Genomic DNA, 23701 nt, shown 5'->3' with positions numbered 1-23701 from the left:
AGGAAAATCGATGCTCCAGATCGACGACAGGTACTATGACCGACAGAAGTTCGAGCAGATGGTGGCGCAAAGCGCCGACCGGGCCGGACTTGACCCGAACGGGCGCTATGCCGTCTGTTTCAGCGACACGGCGGCCTGGCTGGCGCTGTTCTTCGCCATCCGCAACATCGGCGCCAGCGTCTTCCCTATCCATCCGGCAACGCCGCATGCCGCGGCACGCCGCCTGGCCGTCGCGGCGGACTGCCACGCGCTCTATTTCAACAGCCTCGACGCCGAGACGCTGTCGAGCGAAACCCCGCCAGGCGCCACCGGTCAGCTCCTGCAGATGAGCTCGGGCACGACGGGCGCGCCGAAATGCATCGCCCGCGGCTGGGCCGAGATCGACGCCGAGGTGGCAAGCTATGTCGCGACCTTCCGCAAGCCGGAGGAGATGACGCCGGTCATCGCCTGCCCGACGACGCATTCCTACGGGCTGATCTGCGGCATCCTCGTCGCCCTGAAGCGCGGCCGGACGCCCGTCATCGTCGATGCCGGCAATCCGAAATACCTGCTCAGGACCCTGCGCGCTATCGAGCGGCCATTGCTCTATTCGTCGCCGGCGGTGCTGCACACGCTGGCCCGGCTGATGCCCGAGGGCGAGAAGCTGTTCGCGGCGATGACCTCCGGCACGGTGCTGCCTGAGCCGTGGTTCGCCCGCATCCGGGCACGCACCACGCATCTGTTCCAGCAATATGGCTGCTCGGAAACCGGCTGCATCGCGGTCAACCCCGATGTCACCGACGCGGCCGACATGGGCTTCGTCCTGCCGCATCACGCGGTCAGCTGCAGCAACAGCGCGGTTGCGCCATCCGAAATTGTCGTCAGCGGTCCGAATGGCGCCGTCGCTACCCGCGACCTCGGCTACTACAGGCCTGATGGCATGCTGGTGTTCGTCTCTCGGCTCGACGACACCATCAATGTCTCCGGCCTCAACGTCTATCCGCGCGAGGTCGAAGACGTGGTGATGTCGATGCCTTCGGTCACCGACGCCGTCGCTTTCCGCAAGGCTGACACGCTGGCCGGCGAGCGGGTCGGCCTGCTGTTCAGCGCCACCGAGCGGCTGGAGGGGCCCGTCGTGCGGCAATGGTGCGCCCAGAACCTCGCCAGCCACCAGTTGCCGATGGAGATCGTCCAGGTCGACGCGATACCACGCCAGGCCAACGGCAAGATCAGCCGGCGCGAAGTGGCGGCACAGCATGCCGCCGGCCAGTTCACGGCAGTGACGAGGGAGGTCGCGTGATGAACACCGAACAGGTGATCGAAGCGATCGGCACAGTGCTGCACGATCACATGAAGCACGCCCATGTCGAGCGTTTCGGACCCGAGGCACGGCTCAACGAGGACCTCTATCTCGACTCGGTGCTGATTCTCGAGATCTTCCTCAGCCTGGAGCTCGAGTTCGGCCTGGCCGCGCCGGAGGAAGCAATCAACCGCCAGGACATCGAGACGGTGCGCGAGCTGGCGCAGCTGTTCACCGGCGAGGCGAGTGTCGCTGCAGAGCGCTCCGCGCCGGCCGGTGAAGGCGTGCATGGCGAGGACTATATCGACATCAAGGTGCATTGCTTCGTCAGCAGCGTCTGCGACGCGCTGAAGCGCTCCGGCATCGACCAGCGGCCGTTCTATTTCAGTGTCTGGGACGCCGGCTTCGCCATCAACGAGCGCTGGCAGCTCGCCTATCACGACAAGTCGATCAACCACGATTTCTTCCACGCCTGGTACCAGCGGCTCTACGGCGTCGGCATGCATTGTTGGTACGACCCGGCACGGTCGAAGGACCAAAACCTCGTCGTCATGCTCGACCTGCTCGAGCGCAAGCGCGACAGCGAATATCTGATGGTGATGCTGGACCTGTTCCACCTGCCGGAGCGGGAGAACAAGTTCAACCAGAACCCCTTCCCGCATTATCTGATGATCGAGAAGACCGACGATCCGAAGATCTGGCAGGTCAACGATCCCGACTTCCGCTGGGAAGGTCAGATCGCCCGCGACAAGGTCATCCACGCCATCCGCCAGCCAACCGTGGGCGGCGGCTACATCTTCGACCGGCTGGAAGCGCGCGTGCCCGCCGCCACCGACCTGCGCGACTTCTTCCTTGCCTGCTACCAGCCCGACCACAATCCGCTGGTCGACGGCGTGCGTCGCATCGTTGCAGCCCATCTCGACGGCAGGGACGGCGTCAAGCTCGCCGATCTTGGTGCGGCGCTGCGCGAGGTGCCTGTCATCTCGATCCGCAAATATGCCTATGAGCACGGCTTCGCCTTCTTCTGGCGCGAGATGAAGCTGGCCAATGCCGATTTCGACCATTGGTGCGACCAGATCGAGCGGGTGATCCAGGACTTCAAGACGCTGCACTACGCCGTCATGAAGCTGGCACAGACCGAGGACCACAGCCTCGCCGACGACGTGTTCTGCCGCCTCGACACGCTGGACGGGCTCGAAAAGCGGATCAAGGCGCACCTCGGCGAAGCCTTCCAGGCCTGGTGCGCCACAAAGGGCATTCCCCACACACTTCCCGCCGAACTGCTCGGAGCAGCCGAATGAAAATCTCGCTCTGCACCATCACCTTCCGCCATCATCTCGTCTCGCTCGAGGACATCGCCAGATGGGCTGGGGCCAACGACTTCCAGGGCATCGAGCTGTGGGGCGCGCATGCGCGTAACCTGGCCTACCAGCCGCAATGCGACGCCGACTGGCTGGCCGGGCAAGGGCTCTATGTGCCGATGGTCAGCGACTACCTGCCGCTCGACGGCGACGCCGAAACCTTGCGCAAGAAGACCGTCGACCTGTGCCGCCTCGCCCGGCATTGGCGGGCGGGCAAGATCCGCACCTTTGCCGGCAGCCGCGGCAGCCGGGATACCCCGGCCGAGGTCAGGCGTATCCTCACCGCGCGGCTGCACGAGGTTGCCGGGATGACCGCGGATTTCGACCTAGAACTTTTGGCCGAAACGCATCCCGGCACGCTGGCCGATTGCGGCGCCTCGACGCTCAGGCTGGTCGCCGAGGTCGACCATCCGGCGTTCAAGATCAATTTTGACACGCTGCATGTCTGGGAAGGCGGCGATGACCCCGTCGCCGCGCATTCAGCGATGCGTCCCCATATCCGCCATTACCATCTCAAGAATGTGCGCTCGCGCGCCGATCTCAGGGTCTTCGAGCCGGCTAATGTCTATGCTGCAGCCGGCAGCCGCGAAGGCATGACGCCGCTGTTCGACGGCAAGGTCGACTATCGGCGCTTCCTTGCAGAGCTGCGCGACGACCCCACTGTCGAGGCCTCGCTCGAATGGTTCGGCAATGATTGCTTCAATGTCCTGCGCAGTGACCGACAAGCAATCAAGCGTCTGAAAAGCCCCAACGAAGTCTTGCTGCGCACCGGCAGCTTCTGATATGCGCAAAAGAAGAGTATTTGGCGAAGGTTTTATCCAACCAACGCCCACCGACAAGGACGGAGATAACAGATGAAGTTTGTTCGCCTGCTGGCCACTCTTTCGGCGGCACTGGCTATTGCCACCGCACCCGCCCTTGCGGTCGAGATCACCACCGCAACCGGCCCCAAGACCATCGACAAGGTGCCGGCCAAGGTCGCCGTCTATGACATCGCCGCGATCGATACGCTGAACCGCCTCGGCATCCAGCCGGCCGGCATCCCCGACAAGCTGTTCGTGCCGGAACTCGCCGGCGTCGCCAAGGGCGCTACCGTCGTCGGCACGCTGTTCGAGCCAGACCTCGAGGCGCTGAATGCGCTCGCCCCCGATCTGGTGATCGTCGGCGGCCGTTCGTCGACGCAGGTCGAGGCGACGTCGCGCGTGGCGCCGACGATCGACATGACGATGGATGGCGACGACCTGGTGACCCAGGCCAAGGCGCGCCTCGCCGCCTATGGCGAGCTGTTCGCCAAGCCGGACGAAGCAGCCGCTGCCGCCAAGGAGCTGGACGCCGCGGTCGAAGCCGCAAGGCAGGCCGTCAAGGGCAAGGGCAAGGCGCTGATCCTGATGACCAACGGCCCGAAGATCACCGCCTACGGCCCCGGCTCGCGCTTCGGCTGGGTGCACAAGACGCTCGACCTGGAGCCGGCTGTCGCCGACGTCGAGGCGGCAACGCATGGCGAGGCGATCTCGTTCGAATTCATCAGCAAGACCAACCCGGACTGGTTGCTGGTGCTCGACCGCGCCGCCGCGATCGGCTCGAACGACCAGGGCGCCAAGGCAACGCTCGACAACGAGCTGGTAGCCCAGACGACCGCATGGAAGAAGGGCCAGGTGATCTTCCTACCGTCGCCCGACTTCTACATCGCCGCCGGTGGCGTGCAGTCGACGCATCGCGTGCTGTCCACCATCGAGCAAGCCTTCGCCAAGGCCAAGTGATGGCAGCGTTGCCCAACATCCGGCTGCTCGTCGCCGCCGGGCTCGTCGGGCTTTTTGCCGTCAGCCTGAGCATCGGCGTCGATGATCTGCCTGTGGACAGCGTGTTCACCGATGCCGGTGCGCTACAGCTTCTCCTGGTCAGCCGCCTGCCGCGAACCGTGGCCGTGGTGCTGACCGGCGCCGGCCTGGCGATTGCGGGGCTGGTGCTGCAGATCCTGGTGCGCAACCGCTTCGTCGAGCCGATCACCACCGGCACCGGCCAGAGCGCCGCGCTCGGCGTGCTTGCCGTGACCTTGCTGTTTCCGACCGCCTCGATCGCGATGAAGACGCTGGGCGCCAGCGTGACCGCACTTGCCGGCACGTCGATCTTCCTTGGCATCGCGCATCGGCTGCCGCCGACGCAGCCCTTTCTCATCCCGCTGTTTGGCCTCGTCTATGGCGGCGTCATCGGGGCTGCGGTGACGTTCATCGCCTGGCAGACCGACCTTTTGCAATATGTCGACGTCTGGACCAATGGCGAGTTCTCCGGCGTGCTGCGCGGACGCTACGAGCTGCTGTGGATCACGGCTGCCATGGTGGCGCTGGCCTGGTGGGTCGCCGACCGGCTGACCATCGCCGCGATGGGGCGCGAGGTCAGCCTCGGGCTCGGCCTCAACTACCAACGCATCGTCCAGCTCGGCCTGGTCATGGTGGCGGTGATCTCGTCGCTGGCCGTCGTCGTCGTCGGCATGATCCCTTTCGTCGGACTGGTGGTACCCAATCTCGTTTCGCGCCTGATGGGCGACAATCTGAAGAGCGCCCTGCCTTGGGTCGCCGTCACCGGCGCTACACTCCTGCTGGCCTGTGACGTCGTCAGCCGCGTCATCCGCTACCCCTACGAAATTCCTGTCGGTACCGTGCTCGGCGTCGTCGGTTCGGGGCTGTTCCTGTGGATCCTGTTCGGGCGGGCGCAGCGTGCTTGAAAAGCGTCTCCTGATCCTGGCCGCCCTTGCAGCGGTGGTGGCAGTCGCCTTCATGACCATCGGCCTGCGCGGCAACATCGCCTTCGCGCTCGAACTGCGCGCCGTGCGGCTGGTGACGCTGATTCAGGTCGGCGTGGCAATCGCCATCTCGACGGTGGTGTTCCAGACGGTGACCGCAAACCGGGTGCTGACGCCGCAGATCATGGGGCTCGACGCGCTTTACCTGTTCGGCCAGATGGCGCTGGTGCTGGCGCTCGGCAGCGTCGGTTACGTCGCGCTCGACCCGCGCCTGAAATTCGCCGGCGAGGCCGGCCTGATGATGGTCATGGCGCTGGTACTGTTCCTGCCGATGCTGCGGCGGCGGTTCGACATCGGCCTGCTGCTGCTGACCGGCGTCGTGCTCGGCGTGCTTTTCCGCAGCCTCGCCTCGCTTATCGCGCGGCTGATCGACCCGAACGAATTCGCCGTCGTCCAAGGTTCGAGTTACGCCGACTTCAACACGGTGCGGCCGGACCTGGTCGTCATCGGCTTGGTGGTGACGACGATTGCCGCCATCATCCTCTGGCGCCAGCGCCACCTGCTCGACATCGTGGCACTCGGCGCCGACAGTGCCACCGGGCTTGGCGTGTCATGGACCAAGGCGCTGACCGGGCTGCTGCTTTTGGTGGCTGCCCTGGTTGCGGTGTCGACGGCGCTGGTCGGGCCGGTAACCTTCTTCGGGCTTCTGGTGGTGGCGCTGGCCGAGCGCATCGTCGATAGCCGCCGCCATCACCTGTTGCTGCCGGCGGCGATGCTGACCGCCGTCATCGTGCTGCTTGGCGGCCAGATGGTGCTGCAGCATCTTCTGGGCGGTGCCGCGACGCTCGGCGTCGTCATCGAATTCGTGGGGGGCCTCGTCTTCCTGGCCATGCTGATCACAACGAGCAAGCGATGATCGAGATCAAGAATGTTTCGTTGCGCCTCGGCGACACGCAAATCCTGGAGGATGTGTCGCTGACCATGCCCAAGGGTGGGGTGACGGCGCTGGTCGGGCCCAACGGCGCCGGCAAGTCGAGCCTGTTGTCGCTGATCGCCCGGCTGCAGCCGCTGCAGAGCGGATCGATCTCGGTCGACGGCCTGCCGGTCGACACGACGCCAAGCCGCCAGCTGGCCAGGACGCTCGCCATATTGCGCCAGGACCCGGCGGTGGCAAGCCGGCTCAAGGTGCGCGAACTCGTCGGCTTCGGCCGCTTTCCGCACCAGCGCGGGCGAATCGACGCAAACGACATGAAGCTGATTGAGGCGGCCTTGCAGCAGTTCGGCCTGATGGATCTCGCCGACCGCTTCCTCGACAATCTGTCGGGCGGCCAGCGCCAGCGCGCCATGGTCGCCATGGCCTTCTGCCAGGGCACCGACTACATGCTGCTGGACGAACCGCTGAACAATCTCGACATGCTGTTTGCCCGCCAGTTGATGCGTGACCTGCGCGCGGCCGCCGACAACGACAAACGCACCGTCATCGTCGTGCTGCACGACATCAATCACGCCGCCGTCTATGCCGACCGGATCGTTGCAATGAAATCGGGGTGCGTCGTCGCCGACGGATCGCCGGCGGAGGTGCTGCAGCCCGACATGCTGGCCCGCGTCTTCGGCTACGGCATGGACGTCATCGACGTCGGCGGCGCGCCGCTGGTGCTGCACCACCGCTGACTTTTCCCAACTCCGGACGGAAACCGCTGCACGGTTTTCCTGACTTGCGCTACGCCTCGACCTCGATCGCCGACAGCGGCTTCGAACAGCAGGCAAGGATGAAGCCATCGTCGATCTCGTGGTCGAGGATGCCGCCATTGTGGCTCATCTCGACCTCGCCGGAGAGCTTCCTGACCTTGCAGGTGCCGCATAGGCCGAACTCGCAGGCCGCCGGAATACGCACGCCCGAAGCACGCGCCGTCTGCAGCACGGTCTGGCCCGAGAGGCAGTCGGCGTCGACATCAGACAACGCGAAACGAACCGGCAGGACGGCATCCGGCACAGTCTCGCTGTCCCCGCCCGGCGTCGAGAACGGCGCGGGGACCTCCTCGACGGCAGGTGCGGCAAAGCTTTCCCGATGGTAGCGGGACATGTCGAAGCCGGAAGACTCGAGCATGCCGCGCACGGCGCGCATGAAGGGATCTGGGCCGCAGCAGAACACCTCACGCTCGCGGAAGTCGGGCGACAGCAACGGCAGTCGCACCGCATCGATGCGGCCCATATGGCCGAACCAGCCTTCGCGGCTCGACCGCTCCTCGATCATGAAACCGAGCGACAGTCCGGGCATGTGTGTGCCCAGCAGTTCGAGCTCCTTCCGGAAGATGATTTCTTCCGGACGGCGCGCGCAGTTGACGAAGGCAACGTCCGTCCACGGCGCGCAGTCGTTTAGCCAGCGCAGCATCGACATCATCGGCGTGATGCCGGACCCGGCCGAGACGAACAGATATTTGGCGGCCGGATGCTGGTGCAGCGAGAAGTCGCCTGAAGGGCCATAGGCCTTGATGCGGACGCCCGGCTTCAGATGGTCGAACATCCAGCGCCGACGCTGCCCGCCTGCGCCTTGACGGTGACGGCGATGGAGAACGGCCGCGACGGGCTGGACGACAGCGTGTAGGTGCGCATGACGGGTGCCGGTTCGGCCGGCAGTTCGAGCGTCACGAACTGGCCCGGCTTGTAGCGGAACCAGGTCTGGTTGTCGGAGCGGAAGGTGAAGGTCCTGACGTCGGGCGCCTCGTCGGTGACGCCGATGACCTCCAGTACCTGGAGCCGGTCGTTCCAGGGCGCCATTTCGTCGAGGTTGCGGTAAAGGCCAAGCTCGGTCATCGCGTTCATGCCCTTCTCCCGGTCAGGCGACGTTTCGCAGGACCGGCTTGCCACCGTCGGCCAGCCGCGGTTCGATGAAGCCGACGTACCATTCGATGAACTGCATGACGCCGCCCTCGTGTTCCTCCGAATAAGGCCCGGGCTCGTAGGCCGGCGATTTGATGCCGAAGGCATTTTCCTCGACGATGCGGCGGTCCTGGTCGTTGGTCTCGGTCCAAACATGGGTCAGTTCGGCCAGGTCGTAGTCGACGCCTTCGACGGCATCCTTGTGAACCAGCCATTTGGTGGTGACGGCCGTTTCCGTGGCGCTGATCGGCAGCACGCGGAAGGTGACGGCATGGTCGCCGAGCACATGGTTCCAGGTTGTCGGATAATGATAGAGCAGCAGCGTGCCGATCCTGTCGGCCGAGACGCTGTCGGAGAGGTTTTTCCGCACTGCGCGCTTGCCCGACATGGTGTAGCTCACCGCGTCACGCAGCAGTGGCGCGCGTGTCGCCCTGTACTGGCCGCCGGCATCGATGCGGAACTTGCTCGGCAACCCCACCGCCTCGCACTTTGCCCAGTGCGCCAGCATTTCGGGATCGCTTTCGGCGCCATTGACGCCGGTAACGTTCGGCGCCTCGGGAAAGGTCTTGCACAGCTCAGGGTGATTGCCGGCGCAGTGGTAACACTCGCGGTTGTTTTCCCAGACCAGCTTCCAGTTTCCCTTCTCGACGATTGTGCTTTCGAAGGCGACCTTGGCTTCGCGCAGCCGGTGCGGCAGCAGGTACGGCTCGACCATGGCCCGCATCGGCGCGAAGTCGGCGGGCTCGTCGGCGAGGCAGATGAAGATGTAGCCGCCGACGGATTCGCAGGCGACCGGCTTCAGGCCGAACTGGCTCTTGTCGAAACCTTCCGCCATCTGGCGCGCAAACAGCAGGCGTCCGTCGAGTTCGTAGGTCCACTGGTGGTAAGGACAGACGAGCTTGGCCGCCGTACCTTTGTCCGTGGTGCAGACGCGGCTGCCGCGGTGGCGGCAGGAATTGTGGAAGGCGCGCAGCTCACCCTTCTGGTCGCGGACGAGCACGACGGGATAGTCGCCGACCTGGACGGTGAAGAAGCTGCCCGGCTTGGCCAGTTCGCAGTCATGGCCGACAAACAGCCAGTCGCGGTACCAGATCAGCTCGAGGTCGAGCCGGTAGAAATCCGGGTCGGTGTAAAAGGGCTGTGCCAGGCTGAACCCGTCGCGGCGTCCGCGCAGCAGCTTCAGCATTTCGTTCTTCGCATCCATGTCCTGTCCTCGCACCAAGGACTGAACGGGTGGCTTGATTTGGGAAGAACGCCAGCCGGCGGACGCAGAGGTCCGTGCAGCAACGATCCGCCTCTTGACCGCCCACCGCGATCAGTCGAGTTCTGTCAGGTTCAAGGCTGGTTTCCGGGCTTCGGAGCTGTCCTTTCGGACTGTCTCGACACCTTCCCAGGCCGGCTGGCCCAGTGGTCTCGCGTCGAAACAATAACTCCGCCACCGTTGCGGGGGCAGCGCCGGCTTCTCACCGGCTTCCCAATTCTCCGCTTCGTCTCACACTCGAAGCAGCACCTTGAACATGACCGGATCAGACCACGGATTGGTGGCCGGGCACGAGCATGAAAACGACACGGGCTCAGCGCAAAGGCGACAGAGCCCATGTGATGTCATCGTGTTGCTATTCGGCCGCTTCGGCGAACGATGCCGGCACATAGTTGAGGATCGGCCCGAGCCAGCGCTCGACCTCGGCGATGGTCATGCCCTTGCGCCGCGCATAATCCTCGACCTGGTCGCGCTCGACCTTGGCGACGCCGAAATAATAACTCTCGGGGTGGGCGAGATAGATGCCGGAGACCGACGAGCCCGGCCACATCGCCATGCTTTCGGTGAGGCTGACGCCGGCGGTTTTCTCGGCATCGAGCAGGCGGAACAAGGTCACCTTTTCGGTGTGGTCGGGCTGGGCAGGATAGCCCGGCGCCGGACGGATGCCGCGATAGGGCTCGCCGATCAGGTCGTCGGGCGCGAGGTTTTCATCAGGTGCGTAGCCCCAGAACTCCTTGCGCACCTTCTCGTGCATGCGTTCAGCGAAGGCCTCTGCGAAACGGTCGGCCAGCGCCTTGACCATGATCGAGGAGTAGTCGTCATTGGCGCGTTCGAAGCGCTCGGCGATCGCCACTTCCTCGATGCCTGCAGTGACCACGAAGCCGCCGAGATAATCCGGCTTGCCGCCGTCGGCGGGAGCGATGAAGTCGGCCAGTGCGACATTGGCCTTGCCGTCGCGCTTGGTCAGCTGCTGGCGCAGGGTGAAGAAGGTGGCAAGCTCCTCGCTGCGTGCCTCGTCGGTGAACAGCCTGACGTCGTCGCCGACCGAATTGGCCGGCCAGAAGCCGATGACGGCCTTGGGCGCGAACCACTTCTCGTCGATGATCTTGCGGAGCATCGCCTGCGCGTCGTCGAACAGCTGGCGCGCCGCGGCGCCCTGCTTCTCGTCCTCGAGGATCTTGGGGTAACGGCCCTTGAGTTCCCAGGTCTGGAAGAACGGCGTCCAGTCGATGTAGCGGGCCAGTTCGGCCAGGTCCCAGGCTTCGAACACCCTGGTGCCGAGGAAGGTTGGCTTCGGCGGCGCATAAGATGACCAGTCGACCTTGTGCGCATTGGCACGCGCCTTGGCCAACGGCAATCGCTGCTTGTCAGCTTCGGCGCGGTGATGGGCGTCGGCGACCTTCTGATATTCGGCTTGCACCTGTTCAACGTAGCCGCCCTTGGCCTCAGGGGACAGCAGGTTGGACACCACGCCAACAGCGCGGCTGGCATCGGTGACGTAGACTGTCTGGCCGGCGCTGTAGCGCGGATGGATCTTCACCGCGGTGTGGACACGACTCGTGGTGGCGCCGCCGATCAGCAGCGGAATGTCGAACCCCTCGCGCTCCATTTCGGCGGCGACATGCGCCATTTCGTCGAGCGAGGGCGTGATCAGGCCGGACAGGCCAATGATGTCGACCTTCTCGTCCTTGGCAACCTGGAGGATCTTGGTTGCCGGAACCATGACGCCGAGGTCGATGATCTCGTAGTTGTTGCAGGCGAGCACGACGCCGACGATGTTCTTGCCGATGTCGTGCACGTCGCCCTTGACGGTCGCCATCAGAATCTTGCCGGCAGTCTGGCGTTCGCCATTGTCGATCCCATTGGCGGCGTTGGCCGCCTTCTCCGCCTCCATATGTGGCAGCAAGCCGGCCACCGCCTGCTTCATGACACGGGCCGACTTGACAACCTGCGGCAGGAACATCTTGCCGGCACCGAACAGATCGCCGACGACATTCATGCCGGCCATCAGCGGGCCTTCGATGACATGCAACGGACGCTCTGCCTGCAGCCGCGCCTCGTCGGTGTCGGCGTCGATGAATTCGGTGATGCCATTGACCAGCGCGTGGCTGATACGGCTCTCGACCGGCCAGTCGCGCCAGGCGAGATCGCGCTCCTTGGCTTCCTTGCCGGCCGCGCCCTTGAAGCGCTCGGCAATGTCCAGCAGCCTTTCGGTGGCGGTGCCGCCGGCCTTGGGCAGGCGGTTGAGCACGACGTCCTCACAGGCCTCGCGCAGCTCCGGGTCGATCGATTCATAGACGGCGAGCTGGCCGGCATTGACGATGCCCATGTCCATGCCGGCCTGGATGCAGTGATACAGGAACACGGCGTGCATCGCCTCTCGCACCGGCTCGTTGCCGCGGAACGAGAACGACAGGTTCGACACGCCGCCCGAGACATGGACATGCGGCAGGGTCTGGGTGATTTCCCGCGTCGCCTCGATGAAGTCGACACCGTAATTGTCGTGCTCCTCGATGCCGGTGGCGACAGCGAAGATGTTGGGATCGAAGATGATGTCCTCGGGCGCGAAGCCGGCTTGCTCGGTCAAGAGCTTGTAGGCGCGGGTGCAGATCTCGACCTTGCGCGCCTTGGTGTCGGCCTGACCCTGCTCGTCGAATGCCATGACGACGACGGCAGCGCCATAGGCCCGGCACAGCCGGGCATGATGCAGGAAGGCTTCCTCGCCTTCCTTCATTGAGATCGAATTGACGATCGGCTTGCCCTGGACGCATTTCAGCCCGGCCTCGATCACCTCCCATTTGGAGCTGTCGATCATGACGGGCACGCGCGCGATGTCGGGTTCGGCGGCGATCAGATTGAGGTACTCGACCATCGCCTTCTTCGAGTCGATCAGGCCCTCGTCCATGTTGATGTCGATGATCTGCGCGCCATTGACGACCTGGTCGCGGGCGACGTCGAGGGCGGCGGCATAGTCGCCTGATGTGATCAGCTTGCGGAACTTGGCCGAGCCGGTGACGTTGGTGCGCTCGCCGACATTGACGAAGGGGATCTCGTCGGTGAGCGTGAACGGCTCGAGGCCCGACAGGCGCATCTGCGGCTTGAGCTCCGGCACCTGGCGCGGTGGATATTTGGCGACAGCCTGCGCGATGGCGCGGATGTGCTCAGGCGTCGAGCCGCAGCAGCCGCCGACAATGTTGATGAAACCCTCGCGCGCGAATTCCTCGACCTGGGAGGCCATGAATTCGGGGCTCTCGTCATACTGGCCGAAGGCGTTGGGCAGGCCGGCATTGGGATAGGCGCAGATGAAGGTCTCGGCGACATCGGACAGTTCGGCCAGATGCGGGCGCATGGCGGCCGCACCAAGCGCGCAGTTGAGGCCGACCGTGAACGGTTCGGCATGACGGACCGAATTCCAGAAGGCCGACGGCGTCTGGCCGGACAATGTGCGGCCGGACAGGTCGGTGATGGTGCCCGAAATCATCACCGGCAGGCGCACGCCCTTTTCGATGAAGATCTCGTCGCAGGCAAAGATCGCCGCCTTGGCGTTGAGCGTGTCGAAGATGGTCTCGATCAGGATGATGTCGGCGCCGCCGTCGATCAGGCCACGCAGCTGTTCGCCGTAAGCGATGCGCAAATCGTCGAAGGTGACGGCGCGGTAGCCGGGATTGTTGACGTCAGGCGAGATCGAGGCGGTGCGGTTGGTCGGCCCGAGCGCGCCGGCGACAAAGCGGCGCTTGCCGTCTTCCTGCTGCGCCCGGACGACGGCGCGGCGGACCAGCCGCGCGCCGTCGCGATTGAGCTCATAGACCATGTCCTCCATGCCGTAGTCGGCCTGGGCGATGGAGGTCGACGAAAAGGTGTTGGTCTCGATGATGTCGGCGCCGGCGATGGCGTATTTGTAGTGAATCTCCTCGATCGCCTTGGGCTGCGACAGGATCAAGAGGTCGTTGTTGCCCTGCTGATGGCAGGCGCAACCGGTGAATTTGTCGCCGCGGAAATGGTCCTCGTCGAAGCCGAGCCCCTGGATCTGGGTACCCATCGCGCCATCCAGGATCAGGATGCGCTCGCGCGCCGCCGCTTTCAGCGCTGCCATCACCTCCGAACCGTCTGGCTTGGCGGCAACCGACCCAAACAGGGCGTCGAGCGAGGTGGCGTTTTGCGACACTTTTCATCCTTTCGGCGACAAAGCCGTCAGGTCACATAAAGACATCTTTATGTCAATATGTCGAGTGTGTCGTTATCGCATTTGCGACCACGCGCAACACGACCAGCCTGCCGGCTAGTCCGGCTGCTTCAGCAGATAGGTGTCCATGATCCAGCCATTTTGCTCGCGCGCCTGTTTGCGGATGCGCTCGATGTCGCCGACGACCTCGCGCAACTTACCCGACACCAGGATTTCATCCGGCGTGCCGACATAGGCGCCCCACCAGATGTCGAGATCACCATCGAGACCGGCGAAGGCACCTTCGCCGTCGAGCATGACGACGACGCTGTCGGCATTGTTGGGAAAACCCTCCGCAAGCTTGCGACCGGTGGTGATGGCGATCGACTGGCCGATCCTGTTCAGCGTGACCTTGTGCCGGGCGGCAAGCGCCTGAATGCTGGTGATACCCGGAATGACATCATATTCGAGTTCGAAGCCGCCCTTGGCCTGCAGCCTGTCGAGGATGCGCAGGGTGCTGTCGTAAAGCGTCGGATCGCCCCAGACGAGGAACGCGCCGCACTCGTCTTCCTCGAGTTCCTCCATGAGCAGCTGTTGGTAGACGCCTTCGACAGCGTCATGCCAATCTGCGACGGCGGTGCCGTAGTCCTCCGCCGCCGGCCTGCGGCGAGGCACCTCGAACGCGACGGTGCGATAGCTCTGGTCGCGGATGAAGCGTTCGCAGATCTCGCGCCTGACCCGCGCCAGCCCGTCCTTCTCGATACCCTTGTCGGGGATGAAGAAGACGTTGACCCGGTTGAGCGCATCGACAGCCTGGATCGTGACATAGTCGGGATTGCCCGCACCGATGCCGATGACAAGAATCCTTCGCTTCATGACGGCATGGCCGTGCCGCCGCCGAGTTCGGCGGCAAGGTCCAGAAACAATTGCCTGAGCCGGCGCGGCCCCGGATGCCTGCCACCATATTCGGCGAGCCGAGTGGCCTGCCGCGAGGCGGCCTCGTGGAGGTTGCCGCCTTCAGGCTGCGCGACCAGCCAAGCCAGGAACACCTGTTCGGGTTCGGGCATGACCGATGCAATGGTGGGACGGTTCCAGGTCAGTCCCATGCCAGTGCTCCACCATTCTGGTATTCGATGACACGGGTCTCGAAGAAGTTCTTCTCCTTCTTCAAATCCATCGCCTCGGACATCCACGGGAATGGGTTCTCGACTTCGGCGAAGACCGGCTGCAGGCCGAGCTGGGCGCAGCGCCGGTTGGCGATGAAGTGCATATAGGTTTCGCAAAGCGCTGCATTGAGGCCAAGGAAACCGCGCGGCATCGTATCGCGGCCATAGGAGGCCTCGAGCTCAGCAGCCGTGCGGATCATGCCACGGATCTCATCCTGGAACGCCGGCGTCCACAGATGCGGGTTCTCGTGCTTGATCTGGTTGATGACGTCGATGCCGAAGTTCAGATGGATCGACTCGTCCCGCAGGATGTACTGGTACTGCTCGGCAATGCCGACCATCTTGTTGCGCCGGCCCAAGGACAATATCTGGGCGAAACCGGTGTAGAACCACATGCCCTCGAAGATGACGTAGAAAGCGACGAGGTCGCGCAGGAAGGCCTGGTCCGCTTCAGGCGTGCCGGTCCTGAAATCCGGATCGTCGAGATGCTGTGTGTGCTTCAGCGCCCATGCCGCCTTGTCGGTGATCGAGGGCACCTCGCGGTACATGTTGAACAGCTCGCCTTCGTCCAGGCTGAGGCTCTCCACGATGTACTGGAAGGTGTGGGTGTGCACCGCCTCCTCGAATGCCTGGCGCAGCAGATATTGCCGGCATTCCGGATTGGTCAGATGGCGGTAGATGGCCAGCACGATGTTGTTGGCAACCAGGCTCTCCGACGCGGCGAAGAAGCCGAGATTGCGCTTGATCATGCGCCGTTCGTCGTCGGTCAGCCCATCCTTCGACTTCCACAGGCCGATGTCGGCCTGCATCGACACTTCGGTCGGCATCCAGTGATTGTTGCAGCCGGCGAGATATTTCTCCCAGGCCCAGCGGTATTTGAGCGGCAGAAGCTGGTTCACGTCGGCACGGGCGTTGATCATGCGCTTGTCGTCGACGCGGACGCGGCCACCGCCGCGTTCGATCACACCCAGCCCCGTGGCATCGGCAAGCGGGACGTCGCCTGTGAAGGCGGGGTGGATGGTTGCAGCGGCAGCCTTTGGTTCGGACCAGTCGAGCATCTTGTTGTTCCTTTTCCTGATCGCCGCTTACTGGCAGGCTTCACATTCGGGATCGTCGATGGCGCAGGCCTTGCCCCATGCGACATCGGCGTTGACGATGATTGGGGCTGACGCTGCAACAGCGACAGCGGAGACGGAATTGAGCTTGCCGTCGGTGCCCTTCAGCGTCGACTTCTCGACATGCGAGGCCGAGCGCGAGCGCAAATAGTAGGTCGTCTTCAGGCCCTTGTTCCATGCCAGGCGGTAGAGCGCGTCGAGCTTCTTGCCGCTTGGATCGGCGATGTAGAGGTTGAGCGACTGGGCCTGGTCGATCCATTTCTGCCGACGCGACGCTGCCTCGATCAGCCAGGCACTGTCGATCTCGAAGGCGGTAGCGAAGAGCGCCTTGAGGTCGTCGGGGATGCGGTCGATCCGGCCGATCGAGCCGTCGAAATATTTGAGGTCGGAGACCATGACCTCGTCCCACAGGCCGCGCGCCTTCAGCTCATGCACCAGTGCTGCGTTGACCACGGTGAAGTCGCCGGACATGTTCGATTTGACGAACAGGTTCTGGTAGGCCGGCTCGATCGACTGCGCGACACCGCAAATGTTGGAGATGGTCGCAGTCGGCGCGATCGCCATGGTGTTGGAGTTGCGCATACCTGTCTTCCTGACGCGCTTGCGCAAGGCATCCCAGTCGAGCGTCGAGGCGCCGTCCATGTCGACACCGGGGCGCGCCTTGGCCAAGAGGTCGATGGAATCGATCGGCAGGATGCCCTTCGACCACAGCGAACCGTCAAAGCTCGGATAACGCCCGCGTTCGGCGGCAAGGTCGCAGGACGCCGAAATCGCGTTGTAGGAGATCGCCTCCATGCTGGCGTCGGCGAAGGCCACGGCAGCGTCTGACGCATAGGGGATCTTCAGCGCCTGAAGTGCATCCTGGAATCCCATCAGGCCGAGGCCGACAGGACGATGCTGCAGGTTGGAGCGCCTGGCTTCGGGGATGGTGTAGAAATTGATGTCGATGACATTGTCGAGCATGCGCATCGCCGTCTTCACGGTGCGCGCCAGACGGTCGATGTCGAGCCCCTCGGCTGCGATATGATTGGCAAGATTGACCGAACCGAGATTGCAGACGGCGACCTCGTCCTTCGAAGTGTTGAGGGTGATCTCGGTGCAGAGGTTCGACGAATGCACGACGCCGATGTGGCCCTGCGGCGAGCGGATGTTGCACGGGTCCTTGAAGGTGATCCACGGATGCCCGGTTTCGAACAGCATGGTCAGCATCTTGCGCCACAGGTCGAGCGCCCTGACCGTGCGGAACACCTTGATGCCACCAGCCAGAGCCTTGGCCTCGTAGCTTTCGTAGGCCGCCTTGAACGCCGTGCCATAGAGATCGTGCAGGTCGGACGCCTCGTCGGGCGAAAACAGCGTCCACACGCCATCGGCCTCGACGCGCTCCATGAACAGGTCCGGCACCCAGTTGGCGGTGTTCATGTCGTGGGTGCGGCGGCGGTCGTCGCCGGTGTTCTTCCTGAGGTCGAGGAACTCCTCGATATCGACGTGCCAGGTCTCGAGATAGGCGCAGACAGCACCCTTGCGCTTGCCGCCCTGATTGACGGCGATAGCCGTGTCGTTGGCAACCTTGAGGAACGGCACCACACCCTGGCTCTCGCCATTGGTACCCTTGATGTGGGCGCCGAGGCCGCGCACCGGGGTCCAGTCATTGCCTAGCCCGCCGGAATATTTGGCCAACAGCGCATTGTCCTTCACCGCCTTGAAGATGCCGTCGAGATCGTCGGCGACGGTGGTGAGGAAACAGGACGACAATTGCGGGCGCAGCGTGCCGGAGTTGAACAGCGTTGGCGTCGAGGCCATGAAATCGAAGGACGACAAAAGATCATAGAACTCGATGGCGCGGCTCTCGCGGTCGATCTCGCGGCCTGCCAGGCCCATAGCCACGCGCATGAAAAAGGCCTGCGGCAGTTCGAAACGCTTGCCTTTGCTGTGCAGGAAATAGCGGTCATAGAGCGTCTGCAGACCCAGATACTGGAACTGCAGGTCGCGCTCGGGCTTTAGCGCGGCACTGAGCCTGGCAAGGTCGAAACGGCCAAGTTCGGGGTCGATCAATTCGGCCTTGATGCCGGTGGCGATGAAGGCGGGGAAATAGGTGGCATAGCGCTGGGTCATTTCGGCCTGGGTGGCCTGCTCAGACCTGGCCGAGACGAAGCTCAGTGCCTCGCGCCGCAACCGGTCCAGCAACAACCGGGCGCTGACGAAGGCGTAGTTCGGTTCAGTTTCGACAAGCGTACGGGCGGCCAGGATCGGCGCCAGCGAAAGCTCGTCGGCGGTGATGCCGTCATAGAGATTGCGCCTTGTCTCGGCCAGGATCGCATCCGCTGAGACGGCCTCGAGCCCGCTGCAGGCCTCGTCGACAATGCGGGCCAGTCGCGTCTCGTTCAGCGGTGCCAGGCCGCCGTCATCGGCCTTGACCTGGAGCGGCGGTGCGGCGACCTCGACCGACGTGACCTTGGCGGCAGCGCGTTCGCGGGCACGTTCCTCGCGGTAGAGCACATAGGCGCGGGCGACCTTGTGATGCTCGGAGCGCATCAGCGCCAGTTCGACCTGGTCCTGGATTTCCTCGATGTGGAAGGTGCGGCCGCTATCTGCCCGCCTGGTCAGCGCGGCGAACACCTGGCCGGCCAGTTCCTCGACGACGTCGTGGACGCGGCGCGAACCGGCGGCCACCGAACCCTCGGTGGCGAGAAATGCCTTGGTCAGCGCCACAGTGATCTTGATCGCATCGAACGGCGTCACCGCGCCGTTGCGCCGGATGACACGGTAGCCAGGTTCGGACGCGGTCTCGGAACCCTGGCTGAGAGCGGACGGAACGCTGTCGGTTCCGCTGGATTGAAGTGTAGAGGTCGCCGGCATCATCTTCCCCGATGGTTTGGGGGCGAAGGGCCTTGGGCGGACGCATGCCGGATTTCGGCCGGCGCAAGCCAGCAGAACGCAAGCGCACCACCGGACACCCCGCCCGTGGACGTTCAGACTCGATCGCGGCAGGTCTCCTGGCTCGCAGGTCATTGCTGCTGTCTGGCCTTCCCAGCGCCCATTGGCGCCAGTGGCACTACGCGACAGCAACTCACTGCTTACAGTTGCGGGGGCAGCGCCGGCATTGCGAAATCGCGCACCGGCTTCCCTCTTAGCTCCCGAGCTGGAATCAACTCGGAAGACCACGATGTCTACATATAGTATGACTGCCCGGCGTCGTGTCAACAGGTGGAAGAATCATTTCCACCCTCATCGACCGATCAACGCCGGCGGCCGATCAATCCCTGACGTAGTCGCGCCACAGCGCCTGATAGACCGGGCATTCGGCAGTCAGAGCCTCATGGCTGCCCGTGCCGACGATCCTGCTATCGTCGAGCACGACGATCATGTCGGCCGAACGCGCCGAAAAGAGATGATGCGTGACGATGATGACGAGGCGGTCGCGGCCGAAGGCCAGCAGTTCACGTTCGAGCGCCATCGCCGATTCGGCGTCGAGCGCCGAGGTCGGTTCGTCGAAAACGGCGATGTGCGGATCGCGCAGCACGGCGCGCGAAATCGCCAGGCGCTGGCGCTGGCCGCCGGAGAGGTTCTGCCCTGCCTGGACCAGTTCGGTGTCGATGCCTTTGGGCAGGCCGGCGGTGAACTTGTCGGCGGAGGAAAACGCCAGCGCCTTGTCGATCTCGTCGTCGCGAAGCGGGCGCGGCAGCGACGCCTGAAGGTTCTCGCGGATGGTACCCGAAAACAGCGACGTCTCCTGGTCGACAACACCTATGCGGCCGCGCAGCCAGCGCGGATTGTAGGCGCGGACGTCGATGCCGCCGATTGCCACCTTGCCGGCATGATCGCGCTCCAGTCCCAAAAGCACGCGCAGCAGGCTGGACTTGCCGGAGCCATTGCGGCCGACGATCGCCACGACGCCCGTCGCCGGCAGCACCAGGCTGACACCGTTGAGTGCCGCAGCCGTCGCCTCGGGATAGCGGAAGGTCAGATCCTCGACCGTGATCGGGCCGAAATCAGCAGCACGCAGCGCCGGGGCAACGATGGCGCGCTCCGGCTGGCGCTTGAGGAAAGCCGCGAGGGCCGAGACGGTGGCGCTCACCGAATGGAACTGGATCAGGATGCCGGCACTGGTCAGCATCGGCATGGTCGCCCGGGTGACGAGCAGCTGCAGCGCAAGCAGGCCACCGATCGTGAGATCGCCGCGCAGGATGCGCCAGCAGCCGACGAGGACGACGAGCAGCGTCAGGATCTCGCTCAGCAGGCCAAGCGTGAACGAATAGGAGTGCGAGAGGTCGAGTATGTGCCAGCGCGCCTTGATGGCTTCGGCCGACTTCGCGGACCAGCGCCCGATGAAGAAGCGCTCAACCGCATTCGACTTGATGCCGCGGATGTTGCCTACCGTTTCAGCGGTCGCCCCCTGCAGGGCGCCGTTGAGGCGGAACGAGCTGCGGCTCGCCTCGCCCAGCTGGGCATTGGTCTTGCGGGCAAAAACGGCGAAGATCAGGGCAACGACAAAGGCCAGCAGGCAGATGAGATAGTCGTAGTACAGCGCCACGGCGAACGAGACGGCAGCACCCAACATGGTGAGGAAGAAATTCGGCGCAGCGCTCAGCATGAAGGTGGCGACACGCTGGGATTCGTTGAGGAGGTTGATCGTGCTTCCGCCTGCGGATGCCGAACTCTCATAGGGGATGCGCATGAGGCGGAAGTAGATGCGTCTCGACAGCCGGGCGGTGAACCTTGCGTCCACGTCGTTGATCGGCGAGTTGTGCCAGCGTGAGGTCATGTGCCTGATAACCGCCGCCACGATGGCGATGGCGGCGAACTGGGTCGCTGCCCAACCGTCCTTGCCGACCATGACGCTGTCGACGATCTTCTGCGAAAGGATCGGAACCGTCACCGAGAGCACGATTCCGGCTAGCGAAAGTGCAATGGCAAGAAAAAATTCACGGCGGTAGATGCCCATGATCCGCATCAGTATCCGCCAATCGCCGAGCGGTATCTTGCGCAAGGCGTTCAGTTTCTCTCGAAATTTCATTGCCTACCCGACGCCGCTCGAACAACAGGGACGGGTTCGCTAGGTCATTCGCGCTTTCCTGTCAAATAATATGACAATGATAGTCATATTATTGTGAAACGCTTCGGCGAAAAGCGCCCGCCTCGCGGAACGACGCACAAAACAAGTCTTCCAGATCCTCGCCAGCCGTAGCTGGGCGGCGCCGGCATGTGTCTGTTCCAGGTGAGGCCAGGTGTCGCGCCGCGCATCACCCGGCTTGCACACACCGCAGGACCCATTATACAGCCATCACCAATCTTGAGTCACAGACTCATATTAACTTACGCCAGCCCTTCGTTCGCGGACAGCCAGCTTTTCCAGATTTTTCGAGGGGGCTGTCATGTCTAACGTTCACACCGGCCGCGGTTCGCGGTCGCAAATGCTTCTGGCCGGCGTTTCGCTTCTGTTGCTGCAATCGGCCGGTATCGCCAGTGCCCAGACGGCAACGACACCGGCCAAGAAGGTCGAGGAAACGAAGCCGCTGCTGAGCAATGAAGAGCGCATCGTGCTCGACAGGCTCGTCGTCACATCGGCGCGCACCACCGGCAAGGTGCTCGACATTCCGATGTCGGTGTCGGTCATCGACCGCGAGACGCTGCAGCGCCATGTCGTCCGCGACATCCAGGACATGGTTCGCTACGAGCCGGGCGTCACCGTCTCGCGCACGACATCGCTTACCAATCCGTTCGGCCAGCTGACCGGCTTCAACATCCGCGCCATGGGCGGCAACCGCGTCCAGATGAGTGTCGACGGCAGCCGCATCCAGGAGCAGATCATCGACGGCAGCCGCGACTTCGTCGACCCCTTCAACATGCGCAGCGCCGAGATCGTACGCGGTCCGAACTCGGTGCTCCAGGGCGCCGATGCGCTGGGTGGCGCAGTCGCATTCCGCACGCTCGACCCCGACGATCTTCTCAACGGCTCGAAGCCATGGGCAGTCGAGATGAAGACCGCCTATGACAGCTACGACGATTCGTTCCGCAAGCAGGTGAGTGCGGCCGCTGAATCCGGCGACTTCAAGTTCCTCGGCAGCTTCGGTCATCTCGGGGCGTCGGAAGGCGATTTCAGCAACAGCCGCGCCGATGGCGGCCAGTGGGGCTGTCCACGCCAGGCGATCTGGCCGTGCAACAAGGCGTTTCCCGCCGACACCGACGCCTTCAACGGTCTGATGAAGCTGCAGTGGAACCCGACCCAGGATCACGAGGTCAAGCTGACCGGCGAGTGGTTCAACCGCAACACGACGATCCAGCAGATGTACGACTCGTCTGCGGGATCGACGTACGTCAACACCAGCTGGCAGCGCGAACTGGAGATGGAGCGTTACAGGCTGGCCCTGTCGCACGACTGGAAGGTCGACGCGCCGTGGCTCGATGAGATCAAGTGGCAGATCTCCTATTCGCCGCAGAAGCGCGACACCTACAGCAATCAGCTGCGCACCTACCCAACGCGCCGCCAACAGAACATCCAGGTCCGCAATTATGGCGAGGATTTCCTCGAGGCCGACGTGCAGGCCAACTCGTCCTTCGAACTGGGCGGCCTGTCGCACAAGCTGACCTATGGTTTCGACGGCGATCTGACCAAGAGCAACTATGACGGCTACAACATCACCAACAACCTGACAGCTGGCACCACGACCACCGCCAACAACCAGGGCTTCAACTTCCCGAAGGTCGACACCGTCCGCGCCGACATCTACCTTCAAAATGAGATCAAGCTGTTCGACGACCGGCTGACCATCACCCCAGGCGCGCGCCTGGCGCACTATTCCATCGATCCCACCGGCGACGCCGACTACAAGCCGAAGCCCGGCTTCGAGCCCAAGAAGATCGACGAGACCAAGCTGATCAAGCGGATCAGCGCGATGTATGAGCTGAACGACACCTATACGCTCTATGCCGGCTATGGCGAAGGCTTCAAGATGCCGACGTCGCAGCAGTTGTTCGTGTCGTCGGACAATCTTTTTACGTCTCCGCCATCCGTCCTGATTCCCAATCCGAACCTGAAGCCTGAATCCGTGCGCAGCTATGAGGCCGGCATTCGTGGCGAGCTCGACAAGGGTTACTTCAGCCTCACGGCCTTCTATGCCGACTACAAGGATTTCATCCGCTCTCTGCAGGAGGTTCCGGGCAGGCCGAACCACTACACCTCAGACAATGTCGAGGACGTGAAGGTCTGGGGCATCGAGTTCGGCGGCGAGTACGAGGTCTACGAAAACCTCTACCTGAACGGCTCGATCTCCTACCAGAAGGGCACGCAGCGGATTTCGGCAAGTGCTGCCGAAACGGCCTTCGACGGTGCGGTACCGCTCACCGCGGTGCTGGGCGGGCGTTACCTTGTCCCCGACTGGAACCTCGAAACGGAGTTGGTCGCCACCTTCGCCCATGGCGTCACCGAACGCGCCGACCCCAACGCCTTCAAGCCGGGCGGTTATGCGGTGTTCGACGCCTATGCCCGCTGGAAGCCGACCGAAAATGTCGATGTCGACTTCGGCATCCAGAACATCTTTGACCGCCGCTATTTCCCCAACACCCTCACTGGCGTCACCAACGTGATCTCGGGGCCGGTGGCCAACGCCAACAATCCGGAAATGCAGGTGGCGCCAGGCCGCACCTTCAAGCTCGGCGCAACGGTGCGCTTCTGAGCCAGATCGACAGCGATCCGACGCAGGGCACGTTGCCCTGCGTCTTGCATGAAAGGCCATCGCG

At 63.6% G+C, this 23701-nt stretch carries 15 protein-coding genes, 1 pseudogene and 2 riboswitches; of the genes and pseudogenes, 8 read left to right on the top strand and 8 right to left on the bottom strand.

Features of this window, described 5'->3' with window-relative positions; translation table 11 throughout:
* Positions 1 to 10: 10 nt before the first annotated feature.
* The 7 genes from HNQ95_RS04795 (at position 11) to HNQ95_RS04765 (ending at position 7051) form a co-directional block, all read left to right on the top strand.
* The gene (locus HNQ95_RS04795) at positions 11 to 1279 is read left to right on the top strand and encodes an AMP-binding protein (protein ID WP_182573571.1); all 1269 of its coding nucleotides are present in this window, start codon (positions 11 to 13) and stop codon (positions 1277 to 1279) included.
* A complete protein-coding gene (locus HNQ95_RS04790; RefSeq protein WP_067954742.1) occupies positions 1279 to 2580 on the top strand; it encodes a DUF6005 family protein in 1302 nt (433 codons plus the stop codon). Before HNQ95_RS04795 ends, HNQ95_RS04790 begins: the two co-directional genes overlap by 1 nt.
* Positions 2577 to 3422 (top strand): sugar phosphate isomerase/epimerase family protein, encoded by an 846-nt coding sequence (locus HNQ95_RS04785; RefSeq protein WP_182573572.1) that lies wholly within the window; start codon positions 2577 to 2579, stop codon positions 3420 to 3422. The genes HNQ95_RS04790 and HNQ95_RS04785 overlap by 4 nt, the downstream gene beginning before the upstream one ends.
* A gap of 72 nt (positions 3423 to 3494) precedes the next feature.
* The gene (locus tag HNQ95_RS04780) at positions 3495 to 4400 is read left to right on the top strand and encodes a siderophore ABC transporter substrate-binding protein (RefSeq protein WP_067954745.1); all 906 of its coding nucleotides are present in this window, start codon (positions 3495 to 3497) and stop codon (positions 4398 to 4400) included.
* Complete coding sequence (locus HNQ95_RS04775) at positions 4400 to 5362, top strand: ABC transporter permease (protein WP_154384603.1); 963 nt, start codon at positions 4400 to 4402, stop codon at positions 5360 to 5362. The genes HNQ95_RS04780 and HNQ95_RS04775 overlap by 1 nt, the downstream gene beginning before the upstream one ends.
* Complete coding sequence (locus HNQ95_RS04770; protein WP_246787010.1) at positions 5355 to 6296, top strand: iron chelate uptake ABC transporter family permease subunit; 942 nt, start codon at positions 5355 to 5357, stop codon at positions 6294 to 6296. Before HNQ95_RS04775 ends, HNQ95_RS04770 begins: the two co-directional genes overlap by 8 nt.
* Positions 6293 to 7051 carry an iron ABC transporter ATP-binding protein gene (locus HNQ95_RS04765; protein ID WP_154384602.1) on the top strand — a complete coding sequence of 253 codons (759 nt, stop codon included), beginning with the start codon at positions 6293 to 6295 and terminating at the stop codon, positions 7049 to 7051. The genes HNQ95_RS04770 and HNQ95_RS04765 overlap by 4 nt, the downstream gene beginning before the upstream one ends.
* Before the next feature lie 49 nt (positions 7052 to 7100).
* On the opposite strand, the pseudogene HNQ95_RS04760 reads toward HNQ95_RS04765, so the two are convergent.
* From HNQ95_RS04760 to HNQ95_RS04725, 8 genes and pseudogenes are all read right to left on the bottom strand, one after another.
* A pseudogene (locus HNQ95_RS04760) lies at positions 7101 to 8194 on the bottom strand (FAD-binding oxidoreductase).
* 22 nt (positions 8195 to 8216) lie between these two features.
* A complete protein-coding gene (locus tag HNQ95_RS04755) occupies positions 8217 to 9464 on the bottom strand; it encodes an aromatic ring-hydroxylating oxygenase subunit alpha (protein WP_154384601.1) in 1248 nt (415 codons plus the stop codon).
* Positions 9465 to 9582: 118 nt separating this feature from the next.
* Positions 9583 to 9789: riboswitch (cobalamin riboswitch) on the bottom strand.
* Between the two features lie 87 nt (positions 9790 to 9876).
* Complete coding sequence (gene metH / locus HNQ95_RS04750; RefSeq protein WP_195763176.1) at positions 9877 to 13614, bottom strand: methionine synthase; 3738 nt, start codon at positions 13612 to 13614, stop codon at positions 9877 to 9879.
* Between the two features lie 186 nt (positions 13615 to 13800).
* A complete protein-coding gene (cobF, locus tag HNQ95_RS04745; protein ID WP_154384600.1) occupies positions 13801 to 14559 on the bottom strand; it encodes a precorrin-6A synthase (deacetylating) in 759 nt (252 codons plus the stop codon).
* The gene (locus HNQ95_RS04740; protein ID WP_154384599.1) at positions 14556 to 14789 is read right to left on the bottom strand and encodes a hypothetical protein; all 234 of its coding nucleotides are present in this window, start codon (positions 14787 to 14789) and stop codon (positions 14556 to 14558) included. The genes cobF and HNQ95_RS04740 overlap by 4 nt, the downstream gene beginning before the upstream one ends.
* Positions 14780 to 15907 (bottom strand): ribonucleotide-diphosphate reductase subunit beta, encoded by a 1128-nt coding sequence (locus HNQ95_RS04735; protein WP_154384598.1) that lies wholly within the window; start codon positions 15905 to 15907, stop codon positions 14780 to 14782. Before HNQ95_RS04735 ends, HNQ95_RS04740 begins: the two co-directional genes overlap by 10 nt.
* 27 nt (positions 15908 to 15934) lie before the next feature.
* Entirely contained in the window at positions 15935 to 18820 is a 2886-nt protein-coding gene (locus HNQ95_RS04730; RefSeq protein WP_154384726.1) for a ribonucleoside-diphosphate reductase subunit alpha, read from the bottom strand.
* Positions 18821 to 18930: 110 nt separating this feature from the next.
* Positions 18931 to 19142, bottom strand: a riboswitch (cobalamin riboswitch).
* A gap of 75 nt (positions 19143 to 19217) precedes the next feature.
* Positions 19218 to 20951 carry a peptidase domain-containing ABC transporter gene (locus tag HNQ95_RS04725; protein ID WP_210289146.1) on the bottom strand — a complete coding sequence of 578 codons (1734 nt, stop codon included), beginning with the start codon at positions 20949 to 20951 and terminating at the stop codon, positions 19218 to 19220.
* Positions 20952 to 21336: 385 nt separating this feature from the next.
* Between HNQ95_RS04725 and HNQ95_RS04720 the strand changes: the two genes are divergently transcribed.
* A complete protein-coding gene (locus tag HNQ95_RS04720) occupies positions 21337 to 23637 on the top strand; it encodes a TonB-dependent hemoglobin/transferrin/lactoferrin family receptor (protein WP_154384596.1) in 2301 nt (766 codons plus the stop codon).
* Positions 23638 to 23701 lie beyond the last annotated feature (64 nt).

The sequence above is a fragment of the Aminobacter ciceronei genome (genome assembly GCF_014138625.1).
In the GTDB taxonomy this organism is placed as follows: domain Bacteria; phylum Pseudomonadota; class Alphaproteobacteria; order Rhizobiales; family Rhizobiaceae; genus Aminobacter; species Aminobacter ciceronei.
This window is presented reverse-complemented; position numbering and strand designations above follow the sequence as displayed.

Excerpts from the sequence above, each read along its gene's own strand:
- HNQ95_RS04755 (WP_154384601.1), bottom strand. The coding sequence starts at position 9,464 with ATGGATGCGAAGAACGAAATGCTGAAGCTGCTGCGCGGACGCCGCGAC.
- HNQ95_RS04735 (WP_154384598.1), bottom strand. The coding sequence starts at position 15,907 with ATGCTCGACTGGTCCGAACCAAAGGCTGCCGCTGCAACCATCCACCCC.
- HNQ95_RS04740 (WP_154384599.1), bottom strand. The coding sequence starts at position 14,789 with ATGGGACTGACCTGGAACCGTCCCACCATTGCATCGGTCATGCCCGAA.
- HNQ95_RS04780 (WP_067954745.1), top strand. The coding sequence starts at position 3,495 with ATGAAGTTTGTTCGCCTGCTGGCCACTCTTTCGGCGGCACTGGCTATT.
- HNQ95_RS04785 (WP_182573572.1), top strand. The coding sequence starts at position 2,577 with ATGAAAATCTCGCTCTGCACCATCACCTTCCGCCATCATCTCGTCTCG.
- HNQ95_RS04775 (WP_154384603.1), top strand. The coding sequence starts at position 4,400 with ATGGCAGCGTTGCCCAACATCCGGCTGCTCGTCGCCGCCGGGCTCGTC.
- HNQ95_RS04795 (WP_182573571.1), top strand. The coding sequence starts at position 11 with ATGCTCCAGATCGACGACAGGTACTATGACCGACAGAAGTTCGAGCAG.
- HNQ95_RS04720 (WP_154384596.1), top strand. The coding sequence starts at position 21,337 with ATGTCTAACGTTCACACCGGCCGCGGTTCGCGGTCGCAAATGCTTCTG.
- HNQ95_RS04730 (WP_154384726.1), bottom strand. The coding sequence starts at position 18,820 with ATGCCGGCGACCTCTACACTTCAATCCAGCGGAACCGACAGCGTTCCG.
- metH (WP_195763176.1), bottom strand. The coding sequence starts at position 13,614 with ATGGCAGCGCTGAAAGCGGCGGCGCGCGAGCGCATCCTGATCCTGGAT.
- cobF (WP_154384600.1), bottom strand. The coding sequence starts at position 14,559 with ATGAAGCGAAGGATTCTTGTCATCGGCATCGGTGCGGGCAATCCCGAC.
- HNQ95_RS04765 (WP_154384602.1), top strand. The coding sequence starts at position 6,293 with ATGATCGAGATCAAGAATGTTTCGTTGCGCCTCGGCGACACGCAAATC.
- HNQ95_RS04790 (WP_067954742.1), top strand. The coding sequence starts at position 1,279 with ATGAACACCGAACAGGTGATCGAAGCGATCGGCACAGTGCTGCACGAT.